The 15,993-nt window shown below is 55.0% G+C and carries 14 protein-coding genes and 1 pseudogene; 8 read left to right on the top strand and 7 right to left on the bottom strand.

Features of this window, described 5'->3' with window-relative positions; all coding sequences use genetic code 11:
- Nucleotides 1-20 precede the first annotated feature (20 nt).
- The gene (rnhA, locus tag ABIE48_RS25110; RefSeq protein ID WP_145950287.1) at nucleotides 21-689 is read left to right on the top strand and encodes a ribonuclease H; all 669 of its coding nucleotides are present in this window, start codon (nucleotides 21-23) and stop codon (nucleotides 687-689) included.
- A 309-nt stretch (nucleotides 690-998) separates the two neighbouring features.
- Here the strand turns inward: rnhA and ABIE48_RS25105 are convergent, their stop codons facing one another.
- Nucleotides 999-2,984 carry a beta-galactosidase trimerization domain-containing protein gene (locus ABIE48_RS25105; RefSeq protein WP_192717461.1) on the bottom strand — a complete coding sequence of 662 codons (1,986 nt, stop codon included), beginning with the start codon at nucleotides 2,982-2,984 and terminating at the stop codon, nucleotides 999-1,001.
- Nucleotides 2,985-3,205: 221 nt separating this feature from the next.
- Here ABIE48_RS25105 and ABIE48_RS25100 point away from each other — a divergent pair, with 221 nt between their 5' ends.
- Nucleotides 3,206-4,075, top strand: coding sequence for a helix-turn-helix domain-containing protein (locus ABIE48_RS25100; RefSeq protein ID WP_192717460.1), 870 nt, complete (start codon nucleotides 3,206-3,208; stop codon nucleotides 4,073-4,075).
- A 105-nt stretch (nucleotides 4,076-4,180) separates the two neighbouring features.
- Here ABIE48_RS25100 and ABIE48_RS25095 read toward each other — a convergent pair whose 3' ends face one another.
- Entirely contained in the window at nucleotides 4,181-5,227 is a 1,047-nt protein-coding gene (locus tag ABIE48_RS25095; protein ID WP_313960396.1) for a collagen-like domain-containing protein, read from the bottom strand.
- A 158-nt stretch (nucleotides 5,228-5,385) separates the two neighbouring features.
- Between ABIE48_RS25095 and thyX the strand changes: the two genes are divergently transcribed.
- The 3 genes and pseudogenes from thyX to ABIE48_RS25080 all read left to right on the top strand — a co-directional run bounded on the left by thyX (nucleotide 5,386) and on the right by ABIE48_RS25080 (nucleotide 7,535).
- Nucleotides 5,386-6,096: an FAD-dependent thymidylate synthase gene (gene thyX, locus ABIE48_RS25090; RefSeq protein WP_145950284.1), complete on the top strand. Its 711-nt coding sequence runs from the start codon at nucleotides 5,386-5,388 to the stop codon at nucleotides 6,094-6,096.
- A gap of 88 nt (nucleotides 6,097-6,184) precedes the next feature.
- Entirely contained in the window at nucleotides 6,185-6,511 is a 327-nt protein-coding gene (locus tag ABIE48_RS25085) for a hypothetical protein (RefSeq protein WP_145029683.1), read from the top strand.
- A gap of 42 nt (nucleotides 6,512-6,553) precedes the next feature.
- Nucleotides 6,554-7,535, top strand: a pseudogene (locus ABIE48_RS25080) (Gfo/Idh/MocA family protein).
- Nucleotides 7,536-7,616: 81 nt separating this feature from the next.
- Here ABIE48_RS25080 and ABIE48_RS25075 read toward each other — a convergent pair.
- Entirely contained in the window at nucleotides 7,617-7,997 is a 381-nt protein-coding gene (locus tag ABIE48_RS25075) for a hypothetical protein (protein WP_192717458.1), read from the bottom strand.
- A 199-nt stretch (nucleotides 7,998-8,196) separates the two neighbouring features.
- Between ABIE48_RS25075 and ABIE48_RS25070 the strand changes: the two genes are divergently transcribed.
- Nucleotides 8,197-9,210, top strand: coding sequence for an AraC family transcriptional regulator (locus ABIE48_RS25070; RefSeq protein WP_192717457.1), 1,014 nt, complete (start codon nucleotides 8,197-8,199; stop codon nucleotides 9,208-9,210).
- Nucleotides 9,211-9,393: 183 nt separating this feature from the next.
- Complete coding sequence (locus tag ABIE48_RS25065; protein WP_145029674.1) at nucleotides 9,394-10,188, top strand: SDR family NAD(P)-dependent oxidoreductase; 795 nt, start codon at nucleotides 9,394-9,396, stop codon at nucleotides 10,186-10,188.
- Nucleotides 10,189-10,290: 102 nt separating this feature from the next.
- Here ABIE48_RS25065 and ABIE48_RS25060 read toward each other — a convergent pair whose 3' ends face one another.
- Complete coding sequence (locus ABIE48_RS25060; RefSeq protein WP_192717456.1) at nucleotides 10,291-11,037, bottom strand: YqcI/YcgG family protein; 747 nt, start codon at nucleotides 11,035-11,037, stop codon at nucleotides 10,291-10,293.
- A 193-nt stretch (nucleotides 11,038-11,230) separates the two neighbouring features.
- Here ABIE48_RS25060 and ABIE48_RS25055 point away from each other — a divergent pair, with 193 nt between their 5' ends.
- Complete coding sequence (locus ABIE48_RS25055; RefSeq protein WP_192717455.1) at nucleotides 11,231-12,046, top strand: helix-turn-helix domain-containing protein; 816 nt, start codon at nucleotides 11,231-11,233, stop codon at nucleotides 12,044-12,046.
- A gap of 106 nt (nucleotides 12,047-12,152) precedes the next feature.
- Here ABIE48_RS25055 and ABIE48_RS25050 read toward each other — a convergent pair whose 3' ends face one another.
- The 3 genes from ABIE48_RS25050 to ABIE48_RS25040 all read right to left on the bottom strand — a co-directional run bounded on the left by ABIE48_RS25050 (nucleotide 12,153) and on the right by ABIE48_RS25040 (nucleotide 15,668).
- On the bottom strand, nucleotides 12,153-12,740 hold the full coding sequence (locus tag ABIE48_RS25050) for a histidine phosphatase family protein (RefSeq protein ID WP_192717454.1): 588 nt from the start codon (nucleotides 12,738-12,740) through the stop codon (nucleotides 12,153-12,155).
- Between the two features lie 63 nt (nucleotides 12,741-12,803).
- Entirely contained in the window at nucleotides 12,804-14,216 is a 1,413-nt protein-coding gene (locus ABIE48_RS25045; protein ID WP_192717453.1) for an MBL fold metallo-hydrolase, read from the bottom strand.
- Between the two features lie 36 nt (nucleotides 14,217-14,252).
- A complete protein-coding gene (locus tag ABIE48_RS25040) occupies nucleotides 14,253-15,668 on the bottom strand; it encodes an FAD-dependent oxidoreductase (protein WP_192717452.1) in 1,416 nt (471 codons plus the stop codon).
- Nucleotides 15,669-15,993: the final 325 nt, after the last annotated feature.

Here is a 15,993-nt window from a genome sequence, read left to right as displayed (position 1 = left end):
GATAGGAGCAAATGCTAGTTATGGCAAAGCAAAAATTTTACGTCGTCTGGGAAGGGCATAAGCCGGGAATCTATACGTCTTGGCCCGAATGCCAGGCTCAGGTGAACGGGTATACGGACGCCAAATACAAGTCCTACGAATCGCGCGCGGAGGCGGAAGCGGCTTATGCGGGCGGATGGAAGAAAAACTGGGGCAAGGCCAAGGCATCAGGTTCGGCCGGGGGATATGCAGCAAAGGCGGCCAAATCCGGCAAGCCGTCCGCGTCGGCATCTTCGATGGAAGAAATTGATTACGACAGCATCTCGGTGGATGTCGGTACGCGCGGCAATCCCGGCCCGGTCGAGTACAAAGGCGTCGATACGCGGACCGGGGAAATTCTGTTCTATGTCGGGCCGGTTGAAAATGGAACGAACAACTTGGGCGAATTTATCGCGATCGTCCATGCGCTGGCGTATTTGAAGCAGAAGGGCAGCAAGAAGACCATTTACACCGACTCGAAGACGGCGCTGGCCTGGGTCCGCAACAAGAAACCGGCGACGACGCTGGCCCGTACCGAGAAGACGCGGAAGATTTGGGAGCTGACGGACCGCGCCGTACAGTGGCTGCACGAGAACAAGTACGAGAACAAAATCGTGAAGTGGAAGACCGAGGAATGGGGCGAGATCAAGGCGGATTTCGGCCGGAAATAAGGCTAAAAAAGCCCGGAGCAGCTTGGAAGCGCTCCGGGTTTTTTGGTTTGCGAGTGAGCAAGGGTTTAGGCGAAAGCATAAGCATGTAGTTCGACACCGCTTGTATTTTTGCGTAAGTATGTGTTTACGCGTATCTGTACTGTGCTTATTCGTGAGCATACGGTTACGCGTAAGCCTGTATGTCCGAGTATGCGTGTAGTTTCGTTAAGAGCAAGCGTGTGTGATTGCGAGTACGCTTGTGCTTGAGAGAAGCATGTGTTTATGAGATGGGGGCCTGTGTCTCGGGTAGAGACAGGTTGCCGCTGCTCGCTATTTCCCTTCCGGCTGGCCGTACTCTAGAACGACCATTTGGTGGCACTGCCACTCCGGCAGCTCATACGAGACGAGGCCATCCTGCTGCCGGAAATCGATAGGCGTCATCTGCGGCGCCAGGTATACGCCGGTGACCGGCTCGGAAATCCGTAGCTCCGCGGTCGTTCCGCGGATCGGGAGCAGGTCCTCGATCACTTCAATGTTACGCCCACGCTTCACCGGCGAGGCGTACAGCGAATGATGCACATAACGCTGCCGGTCCGGCTGATGCTGAACTGTCGTTACGCCTTGCACGGGAAGGTTCGTACGCAGCGTCTTCTCCGGCAGCAGACGGTCCAATGCGTACAGGACGGTTTCCTTTAAAACGAGGCTTCCCTTGGTAGCATAGTCTTCAAATACGTTCCAGGCGATATAGATTCCGTTCGCATGCTCCACCATGCCAGGCCCGCCGTACTCTCCGCTGTTCGGCGTATGCTGGTGGGAGCAGAACGTGAAGGCATCACGGTTGAAATACGGATTTTCCCGTTTGCCAAGCTCGGTTCCGCCCTCGGCAAGCGTTACTTTCTGCCCCTCCGAATAGAAAATAAACGCCGATTCCTGCAGGCTCGCCAGCGGATGCTGCGGATGGTAGTAGTCCGGACGGAACGGATTGACGCCGGCGTGGCGAACGCCCAAGTCGATGGCAAATCCGCTGCCGTCCGGCTTCAAGCCCGATTCGCCGGTAGCGAGGATGCGCCCGCCGCCAGTCAGATAGCGGTCCAGCTTGGCCAGGATCGCATCAGTGATCCGGATCCGGTCGGGCAGGATCAGAACGGCGTACGGGCTGAAGTCGGCTTCCAGGTCGACGACGTCGAACAGGATATGCCCTTCCAGCAGCATGCGCACCGCGCCGGCGTCCGGATCGCCGGTGAAGCTGTCGTGGCCGCCGGTCGCCTGATGGGTGCCGGCCGCTTCCACCGACAGGAGCGCTACGTCGGCGACGTTGACGACGTCACGGCACCACGCTTCCTTGGCTTCGACTTCGGCATAGGCCGCGCCGATCAGCCGGTAGGTGGCTTCATCCATCGCGCCCAGCGGATGCAGCTGGTCCCCAATGGAGCAGGCGGCGCCGTTCGCCAGACTGAGCGCGGCTTCATACCGCAGGGCGTTCGGGTGCTTATAGCCGCCGAATTCGCCCCAGGTGGTATGAAACTTGCCGGTCATGCCCAGGAACGGCATGCCCAGCGTCTGGGCGTAGCGGGCGGACAGCGGGAAGTGGTCGTAGCCCCAGCCCCCGGTCGGCAGCGACTCCAGCTCGAGATGCGAGTTCATGTGCGCAAGGTCGCGGCGTCCGCGGCGGATGTGGCCGCCGTTATGGAAGATCGGCAGTCCCGGTTTGTGCCGATGCACCGTTTCTTTAACGCGGCTGGTGTAATTGGCGTAGGTTTGCTCCCAGAGCGGGCGCATGGCGCTTTTGTCTCGCGGGTCGATCCCCTGCTCCCGGGCCGCCGCTACGCAGGTGGCGCAGTAGCACTCCCGCACCCCGACGATGTCCAGAAAAATGCCGTCGGCATCATAACGCTGCGCGACCTCTTCAATCTGGGACAGCAGTATGTCCAGATAAGGCGTATTCAGGCAGAGCTGGTGGTATCCCGGCGTGAACAGGTCGCCTTCGCGGCTGAAGCGTTCACGGATCAGCCATTCGGGATGCCGCACGGCAAGCCTCTCGTCAAGGCCGGCGGACAGGTAGACAGGAGTTCGTACCCCGATTTCGTGGGCGGCTTCAATCATGGCACCGAGCAGGTCGAAGGACAGTCCCGGATGCGTGACATTCGCCTCGGAGGGATGGTATGCCCATCCGTGATGGCATTTGGAAAAAACGGTGATCGAATCCACATGGCCAAGCTTTAGCGCCTGCTGAAACTGTTCCTTGCTGAAGCGGGAGCCGATGGGATGAATCGCTTCGGACGTATGAAAGTCGAGATGAACCTGGCGCATACGCATGGTAGATGTTCCTCCATTCAATAAGCAGAGATTTGAAAACGGCTTTGCACATACCCCTAAGGTAAAGGAAAATTGATACCGCTTCCATACGGAATAGCGACTTTGTTCTGTCCGATATCGACTTTTGAAAAATGACCGAAACAGCATATTATGCTAGGATGAATTTAATGATAAGAATGATCTGCCACGATATCGACTTGTGCAGGAGGTAGAGGAAGCCCATGAAATGCCTCGAGCTGGCGATTCCGCCGCTGCCGTCGCTTCTGACCGTCGGGCGCGCCGTATGGGCGCTTGGAAGCCGGCATCAGACCCGCAGCTTTGACGCCTACGATCTGATTCTGGTAAAGAAAGGTGCCATGTATTTGCGGGAAGACGATACCGAATATGTCATTCAGGACGGCCAGCTGCTGCTGCTCGAGCCGGGACGTACCCATACGGGCACTCAGGCTTGCTCGGAGCCGACGGCGGTGTATTGGGTGCACTTCCGGCACCCGGAGCCCCTTCGCCGGATGGAGGCAGAGGATATTCCCTGGTCGGCGATGCTCCCTCAAGGGCAGGACAGCGACGAGCATCCGGCAGAGCAAACGATGTATCTGCCCAAATTCGGCGATGCTCCTTTTCACCTGCTCCAGCCTTTGCTGGACCGGATGGTGGAACTGCATCGCGGTTTTGCCGTGGAGCACTCCTTGAAGCTGCAGGTGCTGTTCTGCGACCTGCTGGAGCTGCTGCAGGCGGATTTAGGGCGCAGGCCGGGCTCGCGATCGGCCGCTCTCGCCCGGGAGACGGTCAGCTATCTGCAGCGCAGCTGGAATGAGCCTTTTCGCTCGGAGGAGCTTGAGGAGGCGCTGCATTTTCAATTCGACCACATTACCCGCTGCCTGAAAAAGTATACGGGCATGACGCCCCTTCAGTATGTACAGCATTTGCGGATCAGCCAGGCGATGGTTCTACTGGAGCAGACGTCGTTGACGGTGCAGGAGGTGGCGGAGCAGGTCGGGATTCCGAGCGCGAGCTTCTTTGGGAGGCTGTTTCGGGACCGTACGGGGATTTCCCCCGGGCAGTATCGCCAGCGCCGGCAGAGCCATCTGTAATGGTTTCATGTCTGATTGGGAAAGTACAGGCTGCCGAAAATGGATATCGGCAGCCTGTTGGTGTTTACTGAGTTATCGTTTCCTGTAGTTTGTATTTCTTTTACTCTATGCAATCTGTGTAATAACAAGATGTGCCGAAACGGGTCTTGTTCCTCCAGCTAATGGAGTGATCGTGAGTGCCGCGGCATTGCCAGCTGGATTTCGAACTGTGAGTACTGAATTGATGACCGTTGTTTGCACAAGGGCCATGCCTACGATTTGGGTAGTGCCTGTAGCACGCCCGACTACGGTATAAGCCAGGTCAGCGCCGTTGAGTGTTAAAATGAGTTGACCCGGTTCGTTTACACCTACCTGAAACAAAACCTGATAAGTTCCAATAGTAGCCAAGTTAAATGAGCTTGCATTTACACGGGTAATCGCAGTCCCGCTGATTGGACCATCTTGTGGAAAGCTGACGTCCGTGTCGGGGGCAACAGTTGCTGCATTATCAGGAGGCATTAAGGCAAAAAAATCTGCAAAGCCTAATACTCCACCCGCCGGCCCTGCGGGTCCCGCTGGACCCGTTGCTCCTGCCGGTCCTGCGGGTCCTGTTGGCCCTGCCAATCCAGCTGCGCCAATTGCACCTGCAATCCCTGCTAGTCCTTGAGGCCCGAGTGCACCTGCAAGCCCCTCGGGTCCAAGTGCGCCAATCGCTCCTGCAAGTCCTGCTATTCCTTGAGGTCCAAGTGCACCTGCAAGTCCTTCGGGTCCAAGTGCGCCGATCGCTCCAACAAGTCCTGCTATTCCTTGAGGTCCGAGTGCACCTGCAAGTCCTTCGGGTCCAAGTGCGCCGATCGCTCCAACAAGCCCTGCTATTCCTTGAGGTCCGAGTGCACCTGCAATTCCTTCAGGTCCAAGTGCGCCTATTGCTCCAACAAGTCCTGCAAGTCCTTGGGGTCCCAGAGCTCCGGCAAGTCCTTGAGGCCCGGCTTCTGCAATTGCTCCCGCAAGTCCTTTTAGTAATTGCTGACCTTTAGGCGGGGGACACGGTACCCGAACTATTTTTTTTATAACTATAACACGTCGTTTCTTTTTCTTTTCTTTTGGATGGCACACAATTGCGGTTTTCTTTTTGCACGATTTTTTTTTATCCGGACAACTCAACAACGACACCTCCCTATAAAGATGGTTTAGTGTACGTGAGTCGTCTATTTTAAGCATGGACGAATAGCCGGTTATCAGCTAGACTAAAAACCATTATTAGAATAATGGGTGTATGGTAGGGTGATGTTATCCCACAAACCCATATTTGTCTCAGGGAGGACTTGTTCATGTCGACCACCGAAGTGCTGGATCAGGGATATGTACGTTTGGTCAATCACATGGGTTCGGACTTAACCGTAGTCAATGCCGCCCGTGTCTCCTATGCCAAGCAGTCGTTGGAGTTGAACGACCGTGACGTGAGGCTCATTAAGTTCCTTGCCCGCGAAGGACATACTTCGCCTTTTCGCCATGCCCTCGTCCAATTTGAGGTGTATGCTCCTCTTATGGTTGCCAGACAATGGTGGAAATACGTGGTCGGATCCGCGCATTATGAGGGGACCGGCGACAGTATGGAGGCATGGAACGAATCAAGCCGGCGATACATAACAGAGGACCCCGCATTTTATATCCCCAAGGCAGGCGAGTGGAGGTCCCAACCGGAAAACTCCAAGCAGGGCAGCGGCGGAGAGGTGGATTGGGAGCTTGGCGTGAAGCATACCCAAGAACTGATGGATTATGTGGAGCTGGGCATTTCCAAGTACGAAGCCGCCCTGGCGGACGGCGTTTGCGCGGAACAGGCCCGGTTGTTCCTTCCCGCTTACGGGATGTATGTACGCTGGTACTGGACGGCGTCGGTCCAATCCGTCGCTCACTTCCTGTCTCAACGGCTGGAGCATGATGCGCAAAAAGAAATCCAGGAGTACGCGAAAGCGGTGCTCGAGCTGATCAAACCGTTATTTCCCGTTTCACTGGGGGAGCTTCTTGGAAATGAGGAATAGCCATTATCGTTCATGCAGCTAGTATCAAATGGTTTCGCATGTTCAAGGAAATCCGGATTCACCAGTTGGGTTCAAGGAGTGAAAGAAGATGAAAAAGCTGGTGCTCATCTCTTCTTTGTTGCTGATGCTTTGTCTAAGCGCATGTCAAAATAAGTTTAGTTCGGATGCTTGGATCGATCAACCAGGGAAGCGGAACCGTATGGTCGAAGATTTGTTGGCAAAAAGTGACCTTAAAGGAATGACACAGGACGAAATTATCAGTTTATTGGGAGAGCCTGAGCAAAGGATAACGAGCCCCGTTCCTCAGTTTGTTTACTATTTGGGAAGAGCGGGTTTAGGGGTTGATGATCTTCTATTTAGACTGCAGTTCGATGCAAACGGAAAACTGGAGAGTCATGAAATCACCCATGACTAATAGTCTAATATTCGTAATCTAACTTTGAGGAGGAATAATCACATGCCGAAAACGATCCAATGGGGTATTTTGGGAACGGGCTGGATTGCGTCGCAGTTTACAAAAGATCTTGCTTTTGCAGAAAATGGGGTGGCAGCGGCCGTAGGCTCCAGAACGCTCGACAGCGCTTCGCGCTTCGCCGCTGACTATGGAATCGGGAAAGCTTACGGCAGCTACGAAGAGCTGGCAAACGATCCGGACATTGACGCGATCTATGTCGCGACGCCGCATCCTGCCCATAAGGAAAACGTCCTGCTGTGTTTGAAGGCGGGCAAAGCGGTATTGTGCGAAAAGCCTTTTACGGTGAACGCGGGCCGAACTGGAAGAGGCCGTATCTTATGCCAAGGAGAACAAGGTTTTTCTGATGGAAGGAATGTGGACGAGATTTCTTCCGGTCATCCGCAAAGTGAGGGAATGGCTGGATGAAGGGCGGATTGGTGACGTTCAGCTCGTCAAAGCGGATTTTGGATTCCGTGCCGGCGTCAATCCGGAAGGCAGACTGTTCAGTCCGAGCCTTGGGGGCGGGGCGCTGCTGGATGCCGGGATTTACCCCGTGTCTTTTGCATCGATGATCTTTGGGGCTGAACCGGAGGAAGTGTCGAGTACCGCTCAGATCGGCAGTACTGGCGTGGACGAGCAGTTCTCTCTCCTGCTGTCCTATAGCACAGGAAAAACCGCACAGCTGAACGGGGCCATACGCCTGAATATGGACAATGAAGCATGCATTTACGGCACGGAAGGGTATATTCGCATTCCTTCCTTTTTGAACGCGACCAGAGCTGCGTTATATGTCAACGGCAGTAAAGAGATTTTTGAAGATGACCGGACATCGCTCGGGTATGCGTTTGAAGCCGAGGAAGTGGCAAGATGTCTGGCGGAGGGGCGGACCGAAAGCTCTGTCATTCCGCTTGAAGAGTCGGTGGCGATTATGAAGCTGCTCGACCGGATCCGAGGTCAATGGGGACTCCGTTATCCGTTTGAGTAATGTTCCGATATTTAAATTTCAAGGAGGCCTGCTGCCATCCAGGAGCAGGTCTTTTGGTGTTTACACTACTTAATCAACAACCTATTTTCGGTTTATTACGGCTGTAACAAGGGAAAATATACCGAGGGAGGAGAACAGGAACAATACGGTTACATCCTGGATATAAACATAAATAGCCCCAACTAATGCTAACCCGGCTGCATTAAAAACAGCAAGTCTTGTTACAAGCGATCTTCTTGCGATTGCTGCCGCAGCGAAATGAAAAAAACTTACCACGGCATGAAATCCATACAGTATCAAAAAGAAGAACACAAACATGACGAAATCCCCCGGGCCGCTAACGTATGGGGTATCGGATACCAGCGAATGGTTGATATGGACGACAAGGGCACCGTTTAAAATGCTAAGAACAAGGGAGAGAAGGCAGAGGTTGACCACCAGTTCTTTTTTCGCGATATCCATGATATAACTCCTGAATTTGGTTTTTTCAATATCATAAACCATTCTTGGCTGGAAAGCCTAGACTGGGGCTTGTCGAAGATTTGTCACTTTTTGCTGGTTTCAGAGCGATAAGGACAGGTACTATAATAGCTGTACATCCATGACGAAGGTCGCCTATCCGATTACTACGAATGCGACTGCTTAAAGGAGGCCCTCAGCTATGAGTTCCTATATTTCTGAACGCATAAAAATTCCGCCGGGACTGTGGGCAGGATTCCGTCAACTCGGGATTGCCCCGCATGACGTTGTCCGGAGCGCAGGACTCCCGCTTACGATCATTGCAGAACCCGAGGTCACCACGGCTCAATATTTCGCCATTTGGCAGGCTTATTCCGAGCTGGCCGGCGACGTCGCCCAAGGCATCATCCAGCTGGCGACCGTCTTTGAAACGGCGAAATACCCGCCGACCGTTTTGGCGACGTATCATGCCCGTGATTACCGTGACGCGCTGTACCGGATGGCCCGGTACAAGCAAATGTGTCCCCCCGAGAGCCTGCGCATCACCGAGGAGGGAGAGCACTGCACCATCGAGCTGGGCTGGCTGCATCCCGGGGAGTCCGGCCCGCCGGTGCTGGTTGGCATCACGCTGGCATGCCTCATGGAGCTTGGACGCCGGGGGACAGGGCAGTCTGTGCAAGCACGGTCCGTTGAATTTTCGCAGCCAATGGGTGATATCCAGACCCTTGAAAGTTATTTCGGCTGCCGGATCCAGGTAGGTGCGACAGGCAACCGGCTGACGCTGCACCTGCGAGATCTGGATCGGCCTTTTCTATCGTACAACGAAGAGCTGCTGGACATTCTGACTCCCGCGCTGGACCAGTCGCTTGATGAGCAGCAGCGCAGCCGCTCGTTCCCTGAAATGGTCAAATGGATTCTGAAGCGCAGCCTCACGGCAGGGCGTCCCGACATCCAGGCTGTCGCCAGAGAGCTCGGGATGAGCGACCGTACCTTGCAGCGCCGGCTTACAGAGGAGAACACCAGCTTCAAACACCTGCTGACGCAAGCCAGACATGAGCAGGCACGGGAATATTTGGCGGACCCTTCGCTTGATATTAAAGAGGTCGCTTTCCTGGTTGGATACGAAGACCAGAATTCGTTCTACCGGGCCTTCCGGCTTTGGGAAGGAAATACGCCATCCCATTGGCGTGCTGAACATGTAAGTACGAACTCGTGAGCAGAAGGACAGCGAGCAGAGCCCGATTTTCAATAGATTTCCAAACCCGGCTTGCTTCGGCGTGTCAGGATATTTGTTGTTTTATTGGCGTGTATAGCAAGAACGTTGGCGTAGCAGGCTAGTTACTGAACCCTACTGGTCAGGTAATATTATCTCTATCCGGAGTAAAAGGAGTTTTTTGTTATGGATATGGGATTACACAATAAGACAGCGTTAGTTACAGGATCTACAAAAGGGATCGGAAAGGCCATTGCCATTGAGCTGGCCAAAGAAGGCGTTCATGTACTCATTAACGGCCGAAACGATGCAGAGGTAGAACAAACGGTGAATGAAATCAAGGCGAACTTCCCGGCGACCACTCCGCAGAAGGCGACGGCCGATCTTGTAGATAAAGGGCAAAGAGAAGCTTTATTTGAAAAATTCCCCCAGGTTGATATTTTGGTGAACAATATGGGAATCTATGAGATCATGCCATATGAGAACGTTGACGACGAAGTATGGGAAACCTACTTCCGCACGAATGTTCTTGCCGCCAATGGGCTGACCAAATTTTATCTGCCTACCATGCTGAAGCAGGATTATGGGCGGGTTCTCTTTATTGCAAGCGAGGAAGCGTTGATGCCTTCGGGGCAAATGCCTCAGTATGCCGTAACCAAGTCGATGCTGTTATCTCTGTCGAAGAGCTTGTCCAAATTGACGAAGGGCACCGAGGTTACCGTGAATACGATCATGCCGGGACCGACCCTCTCTGAAAATGTGCAGCAAATCATTGAGGGGATGTACGCTGACGAAGATCTGACCTTCTCGGAAAAAGAGAAGAGGTTTATGGCGGCTGGCCTGCCCCAATCGGAAATTCAGCGGTTTATCCGGCCGTTTGAAATCGGCAGATTGGCTGCTTTTGTATGCAGCCCTTATGCATCCGCCTTCAAAGGCGCTCCGATCCGTATGGATGGGGGAATGGTGCCGACGATTTTTTAATCGATGTTGTTGTGAAAAAGAACCTTGGGCGGGATCCCGAGGTTCTTTTTGGTATTCGCAGCCCGCACGGGCATCTGCTGCTTGATCGAGAACCGAACCGTTCTACTTCCCTGCCCGCTCCGTTATTGCCCGATGGAAGGGGCATCCGGCCGGCGAGGTGTCGTCATCCCGCAGAAAATACTGCTTGTATTCAAGATTCCCCTGCGATCCGTAAGGCTTTAATTCCGGATGGGCCGGTACGGTGTCGTATGCGGCAAGGCGTGCACGGATCCGGGGAGCGATCTCAGCCGCTTTTTCAGGATAGGCGTTCCACTGGTCCAACACCCAGCGCGGCGTCAAAGCCAGCATGAAATAGGGGAAGCTTCGGCTCTGACGTGACGTATGTGCCGGGGTGCCGCAGTAGACGAAATACCGCTCGCCATCGTAACAGAACTCCCACAGCGCCTGTTCCGGGTCTTCCGGAATGTCCTCCGGCCACGGCGTACGATCTAAACGGCTGACCTGGTTCAGTAAGTTCCAGAATGCATCTTCATACGCCAGAACCTCTCTAACGTTCTCCTCCGCCTCGAAAAAAACAACCAGGGAGGAGTAATCCCCGAAAGACCGCGAAGCTCTGCCATATTCGGCAATAATCTGCGCGAGCTCCGGCCCTGCCGAATCATCCCAGGGACTTGGCGCAAAACCGTAACGGAGATGACCGAGCGCGAACGCCCTTGTGGCCGGAATGCAGGGGAACCGGGCTTCCCGGTCCGTCATCTTGGCCGCAAACCGCCGGCAGGCCTCTTTCTTCCAGGCTTCCAGAGGAAGCTCTTCATTTTCGATGTCCGTATACTGCAGCAAAAGCGGCATGAACAGCCCTCCTTTTACCTACAGCATACGCCCAGGGGCAAAAGGGTGACTGTGCAGGAGCCTATGCTTTAGCCCTCTGCCCATCATATTGGTTCCGGTCATGGTATGTTTTCGGGCCAAAATAAAGATTGAACGCCCGGCAGCAATCCATTTACAATGAAACTATCTTCCAGGCCAAAGGAACGATGCATAGATGACGACAACAACCTTGTGGAATCAAACGCTGCATCTGGTTTCTCATGCATATTTCGAGCGTAAGGAAAGGTTTGAAATGGATGTGGATTGTTACTCCGTCTGGGTGCTGTTTGCCGTGGAATCGGGCAAATTTTATTACCGGATCGGGGAGGAACGAGGGGAGGCGGGGGCCGGAGACCTGGTGTACTGCCCGCCGGGGTTCACCTTTGAACGGGAGATGGTGTCTCCGCTTGCGCTTCACTACATCGGCTTTGAAATGGTGGGGGAAGAGCGGACGGGGCCCGTCCCGCCGCTGCCGACGTTTTTGTCGCGCCCGCTTGACAACAAACGCCTCGTTTCCAATTTTGCCTATTTGCGAAAGCTGCATTTAGCGACAGAACCACGGCATGTGCTGCGCAAGGACATGATCATGAACGACATCTGGCAGCTCGCCTGCGAGGTGTGGGAAAGAGAGCATCTCCATGATGAGCAGCAGCTGCTGGCCGACTCGGACGATGTGCTGATGAACCGTGCGGCCGAATGGATTTACCAGAACGCGTACACCCCGTTCAGCATGAGGGAGCTGTCGGATTCGCTGAACCTCAGTCCCGTCCAGTTTACGTGCCGGTTCCGGAAGTCGTTCCGGATCGCTCCTTCAGACTTTGTCCGGTCTTTGCGCATCAGTAAAGTGGCCGAGCTGCTGCTGGATACCGACATGACGCTGGACCAGATTGCCACCTGCTGCGGATATGAGAACGGCCTGTATCTAAGCCGGGTGTTCTCCAAAAATATGGGCATGAGCCCATCCAGATACCGCGAGCTGAACCGGCTGTAACCGGTCTCTGGTGTCCTTTGTGGGGGAAGACAGAGCAAGGCGCCGGCGTCCGGTCGATTTCGCATGCCGATGATGACAGGCGCCCCGCTGTCCGCGTCCCGGTCTGCTAACCCTCGGTCACTTCCAAATGCTTGATGCAGTCGTAGAGCGAATAGGTCCAGGCAGTGTCATTCAGAACGATGGTCGTCACGGAAGTGTTGCGCAGCTTGACGCCCGTCGACTCATCCTGCATCAGTTCTTTTAAGGTTTGCCCCAGAAAATAGCCGTGCGTGACGGCGAGAATTTTCTGTCCCGGAAATCTGGCGGCCATCTCTTCCACAAAGCTTCGGCCGCGGGCCCGCATCATCTCATCCGTTTCCTGCTCCATGTCCAGCTCGTGCCAACGGGCTCCCCAGCGCTGGACCCTTTCCGCTTCGGTCGTATCGGCGATCTTGCCGCGGTCCATCTCGCGCAGACGCACGTCGTAGAAATCGACCGGCTTCTTGATTTCGGCTGCGATGATGTCGGCCGTCTCCCGGGCGCGCCGCAGGTCGCTGGAAATAAACAGATCCCACGGCTCCCCGGCCAGCCGCTTGGCCACCAGTGCAGCCTGCATTCTTCCGGTTTCGTTCAGCGGATTTTGCGTATGCCCCTGCGCCCTGTTCTCGATATTATGATCGGTTATTCCATGCCTGACAAACGTAATTGATGTCACCGATTTGTCCTCCTAAGCTTTTCTCCGATTGTAATTCAGCCCTACCAGGAATGAATCTAACGCTCACCGGTTTACGCCGTTTGCCGCGGCTTCCAAGATGGAAGAGACCGGCACCGTTTCCCCTTTTACCGGAAAATACGGCTTTACGCCCCGGGTGTCCTGCGATTCGGGAAACCGGCTGTGCAGCGTAATAACGGTTTTCGGAGCAATGCTGCCGATCAGGCTTGCGAGCGCCTCGGGATGGGCGTGTCCGCCATTGGACAGGGGATGGCCGGTAATCCCGTAGGCGTTCAGAAACTTGGATACGGCAGCATGCTCGATTCTGACGCTGTAGTCCGATTGAATAAAATGCGATTGACCCTGCAGGCCTCCCAGCGTCTCCAATTCAATCATATGCGCAAGGTCCGGAAATTTGAAGAAATACACTATTTCTGGCTTGCACTCAGCGACTTCTTCCAATGAGACGGCAGGGTACGGCACCTCAATGCCTTCGGCCATGGTGGCCTCGATGACTTGAACAGGGACGTCAAGTGCCGGATGTCCATGGAGCACCCGCACACCTTCCCGGTTCGCCGTATGCCAGAAGGCGGCAAGCGACGCCTCCATCACGATGCTTTTTCCTTGGTCTGCGGCGATCGCGATCATGTCGGCCATCCGCTCTAGATCCCGTGGCGACATCTGCAGATACACCAGCCCTTCCGCTTCGCGAACGATCTCCGCGAACGAGGCAAGCAGCGCCTCCTCCGTGATCTGCAGCGGAACGGTGGAGGGGTCGGATGTAAGGCGCGTCCCTTCCGTAATGAGCACGTCGATCGGTCTGCTCTGGCACAGCCGGATGAAACGGTCGATCTTATCCGGATGCTTGCCCTGCCGGCGCCAGTCCCCCGTATACGCAATTCTATGGGTGCCGTCGTCGATGATGATGCCGGATGCGCCGGTCGCATTGTGATCCATCTCGACGACCTGCATCGTGAACTCTCCGAAATCGACCACGGTCAGGTCGTCGCAGGTTGTTATCTTGGCCCGGGTATCCTTGCTGTGCCGGCCCGCCACCATGCCGCGGAACAAGGAATACGAATCACGGCTCATATATACGGGGAGATCCGGATGGGCAAAGGGAAGCAGCGCCATATGGTCCGTATGCATATGTCCAATATAGAGGTGAATCCGGTCGTAGTTCGGAAATTCCCGGTTTTCCCAGACCCGCCGAACCACGGCCCAATCCAGGCCTTCAATCTGCTGATCATCGTACAGCTCCGGCAGCGGGGCGGTCATGCCGCCCAGCAAAAACTGGCGCAGCTCGCGTCCGGGTGTCGCATTCACCGGTTCAAACAGCGTTACTTGGGTCGGAAACAGCAGGCTGCTGTGCTCGACGCCAAAGTCGAACAACAGCCCCTGTTTTCCTTTGCCGTACAGAACCTGCACGCCTCCTGATTTGCCTACTCCGCCAAAAAAAGTCAATTGTGCTTCCTGCAACGTGATCGCCTCCTATGTGGATATAAGCTCGCAATTTCATAAACTTGTCGTCCCGCTTGCCTCGCCAACGTCCTCCAGCGAAAGGATGGCGCCGTGCTCCCTGAGCTTTTGCCGGATGATCCGGACATCGACATCCTCCGGAGAGATTTGCTGCTTCGCAGCCAGAGCGGCGCCGATGCCCACGCCTTCGCCGACGGCCATGCAGGTGGGCATAACCCGGGAAGAGCCGAAGACGACGGGGTCGACGCTGATACAGCGGCCGCTGAGCATCAGCCGTTTCACGTCCTTGGCGATCGTCGCCCCGTACGTGATGCCATAAGGGCCGGCCAACGACCGGATAACGGTCGAGTCGCCTGAACCGCTGTGAATGTCGATAATATACGAGCCGAGCGCGATCGTGTCATCCGGAATGACGCCGTTTACGGCCGCATCTTCGCGGATCATCTGCTTGCCCATGATTCGCCTCGTTTCACGGATGCCCAGGAACGGGGCAATCGAGGACAAATAGATGTGCTCAAACCCCGGGATGTGCTCGCGCAGCATGTCAATCAGGGGAAGGATCTGCAGATGCGATTCGATCTCGCCGCGGCTTAGCTCCTCGACCTTTGTCCCATCAAAATTCAGGATGCGGATGCAGTTCAGGGCAATGTACCCCTCCCTAGGCAGATTGATATAGATGATCGTATCGCGGCTGATCGGGCATTTACCTTCCTGCCTGAGCCTGGAAACCGTGTTTTTCAAGCCGACGAACACGTGATTTTCGCTGGTCCGCAGAAACTCCGCCGTATAGCCGGGGCGGATCTTCATCGAAGATCCGTGCCGGAGCTCCTCCGGATGCTCCCCGAGGAAATCCATAAACCGTTCGAGATCAAAGCCGCCGACGGTAAACATCAGGGTAGGCGGTTGGGTTTCCCCGTTCGCGTACTGTCCTTTCTCAAACGAGGCGCCCGCCATATAAGCGACGTCGCCATCCCCGGTCGCATCGATGAAGACATCGGCGAAGACCTCGATTTCCCGGCCTTTTCCTTTTAAGAGAACGGATTTCAGCTCACCATCCTCCACGTTTGTTCCGATGATTTCGCAGTGCAGCAGGGGCTGTACCCCGTACTGTTTGATTTTTTCAAAAATGACGATTTTCATCAAGCTGGGGTCGATGACCGTCGTCGAATTGTGCAGCGGGCATTCCCGGTGTCCGAAGGAACCGCCAAGCAGGGTCAAGCGGTCGACGATTTCCTGCGGCAGGCCGCGGGTGACCTGGCGTCCCTGGGCATCCAGGAAGGCCAGCAAAGGCAGTCCAATCGTCATGTTTCCGCCCAGGAAGCCCTGCCGGTCCACGATCATGGTCTGCGCTCCCTCCCGTGCGGCTGCAATGGCTGCCCCGACGCCCCCGGCCCCGCCCCCAAGGACAAGCACCTGTGTTCTGATGACTTCGCGTTGCAATTGGCTTTCCATATAACCCCTACTTTCTCATTGGATCTTCGCGGATGAACACGGCCCTTTAAGCCATGCACCGCTTAAGAAGCGTGAATTGGTTTTCATTATACGAGGGGCGAAGATGCATGAACATGCAGTAATCCTTCATTGGGGATGCACTTTGTTTCAGGGATGGGAACGGAGAAGTGACAACATTCGGGATGCTTCTCCAAAACTTGACGTTCCGGCAACAAGGCCCTGACCTTGCTGAAACAAAATACATGTACAGTAAAAGAGCGTGCATGGACTCATCCGAGCGGAGGTTGCTAACATGTGGGTGAAAGCTATCCAACATGTTGTTCAT

Source organism: Paenibacillus sp. OAE614 (genome assembly GCF_040546645.1).
GTDB lineage: Bacteria > Bacillota > Bacilli > Paenibacillales > Paenibacillaceae > Paenibacillus_AQ > Paenibacillus_AQ favisporus.
This window is presented reverse-complemented; position numbering and strand designations above follow the sequence as displayed.

Coding starts and splice junctions, on each gene's coding strand:
- ABIE48_RS25055 (WP_192717455.1), top strand. CDS start 11,231: ATGACGACAACAACCTTGTGGAATCAAACGCTGCATCTGGTTTCTCAT.
- ABIE48_RS25085 (WP_145029683.1), top strand. CDS start 6,185: ATGAAAAAGCTGGTGCTCATCTCTTCTTTGTTGCTGATGCTTTGTCTA.
- ABIE48_RS25040 (WP_192717452.1), bottom strand. CDS start 15,668: ATGGAAAGCCAATTGCAACGCGAAGTCATCAGAACACAGGTGCTTGTC.
- ABIE48_RS25060 (WP_192717456.1), bottom strand. CDS start 11,037: ATGCCGCTTTTGCTGCAGTATACGGACATCGAAAATGAAGAGCTTCCT.
- ABIE48_RS25075 (WP_192717458.1), bottom strand. CDS start 7,997: ATGGATATCGCGAAAAAAGAACTGGTGGTCAACCTCTGCCTTCTCTCC.
- thyX (WP_145950284.1), top strand. CDS start 5,386: ATGTCGACCACCGAAGTGCTGGATCAGGGATATGTACGTTTGGTCAAT.
- ABIE48_RS25100 (WP_192717460.1), top strand. CDS start 3,206: ATGAAATGCCTCGAGCTGGCGATTCCGCCGCTGCCGTCGCTTCTGACC.
- rnhA (WP_145950287.1), top strand. CDS start 21: ATGGCAAAGCAAAAATTTTACGTCGTCTGGGAAGGGCATAAGCCGGGA.
- ABIE48_RS25105 (WP_192717461.1), bottom strand. CDS start 2,984: ATGCGTATGCGCCAGGTTCATCTCGACTTTCATACGTCCGAAGCGATT.
- ABIE48_RS25070 (WP_192717457.1), top strand. CDS start 8,197: ATGAGTTCCTATATTTCTGAACGCATAAAAATTCCGCCGGGACTGTGG.
- ABIE48_RS25065 (WP_145029674.1), top strand. CDS start 9,394: ATGGATATGGGATTACACAATAAGACAGCGTTAGTTACAGGATCTACA.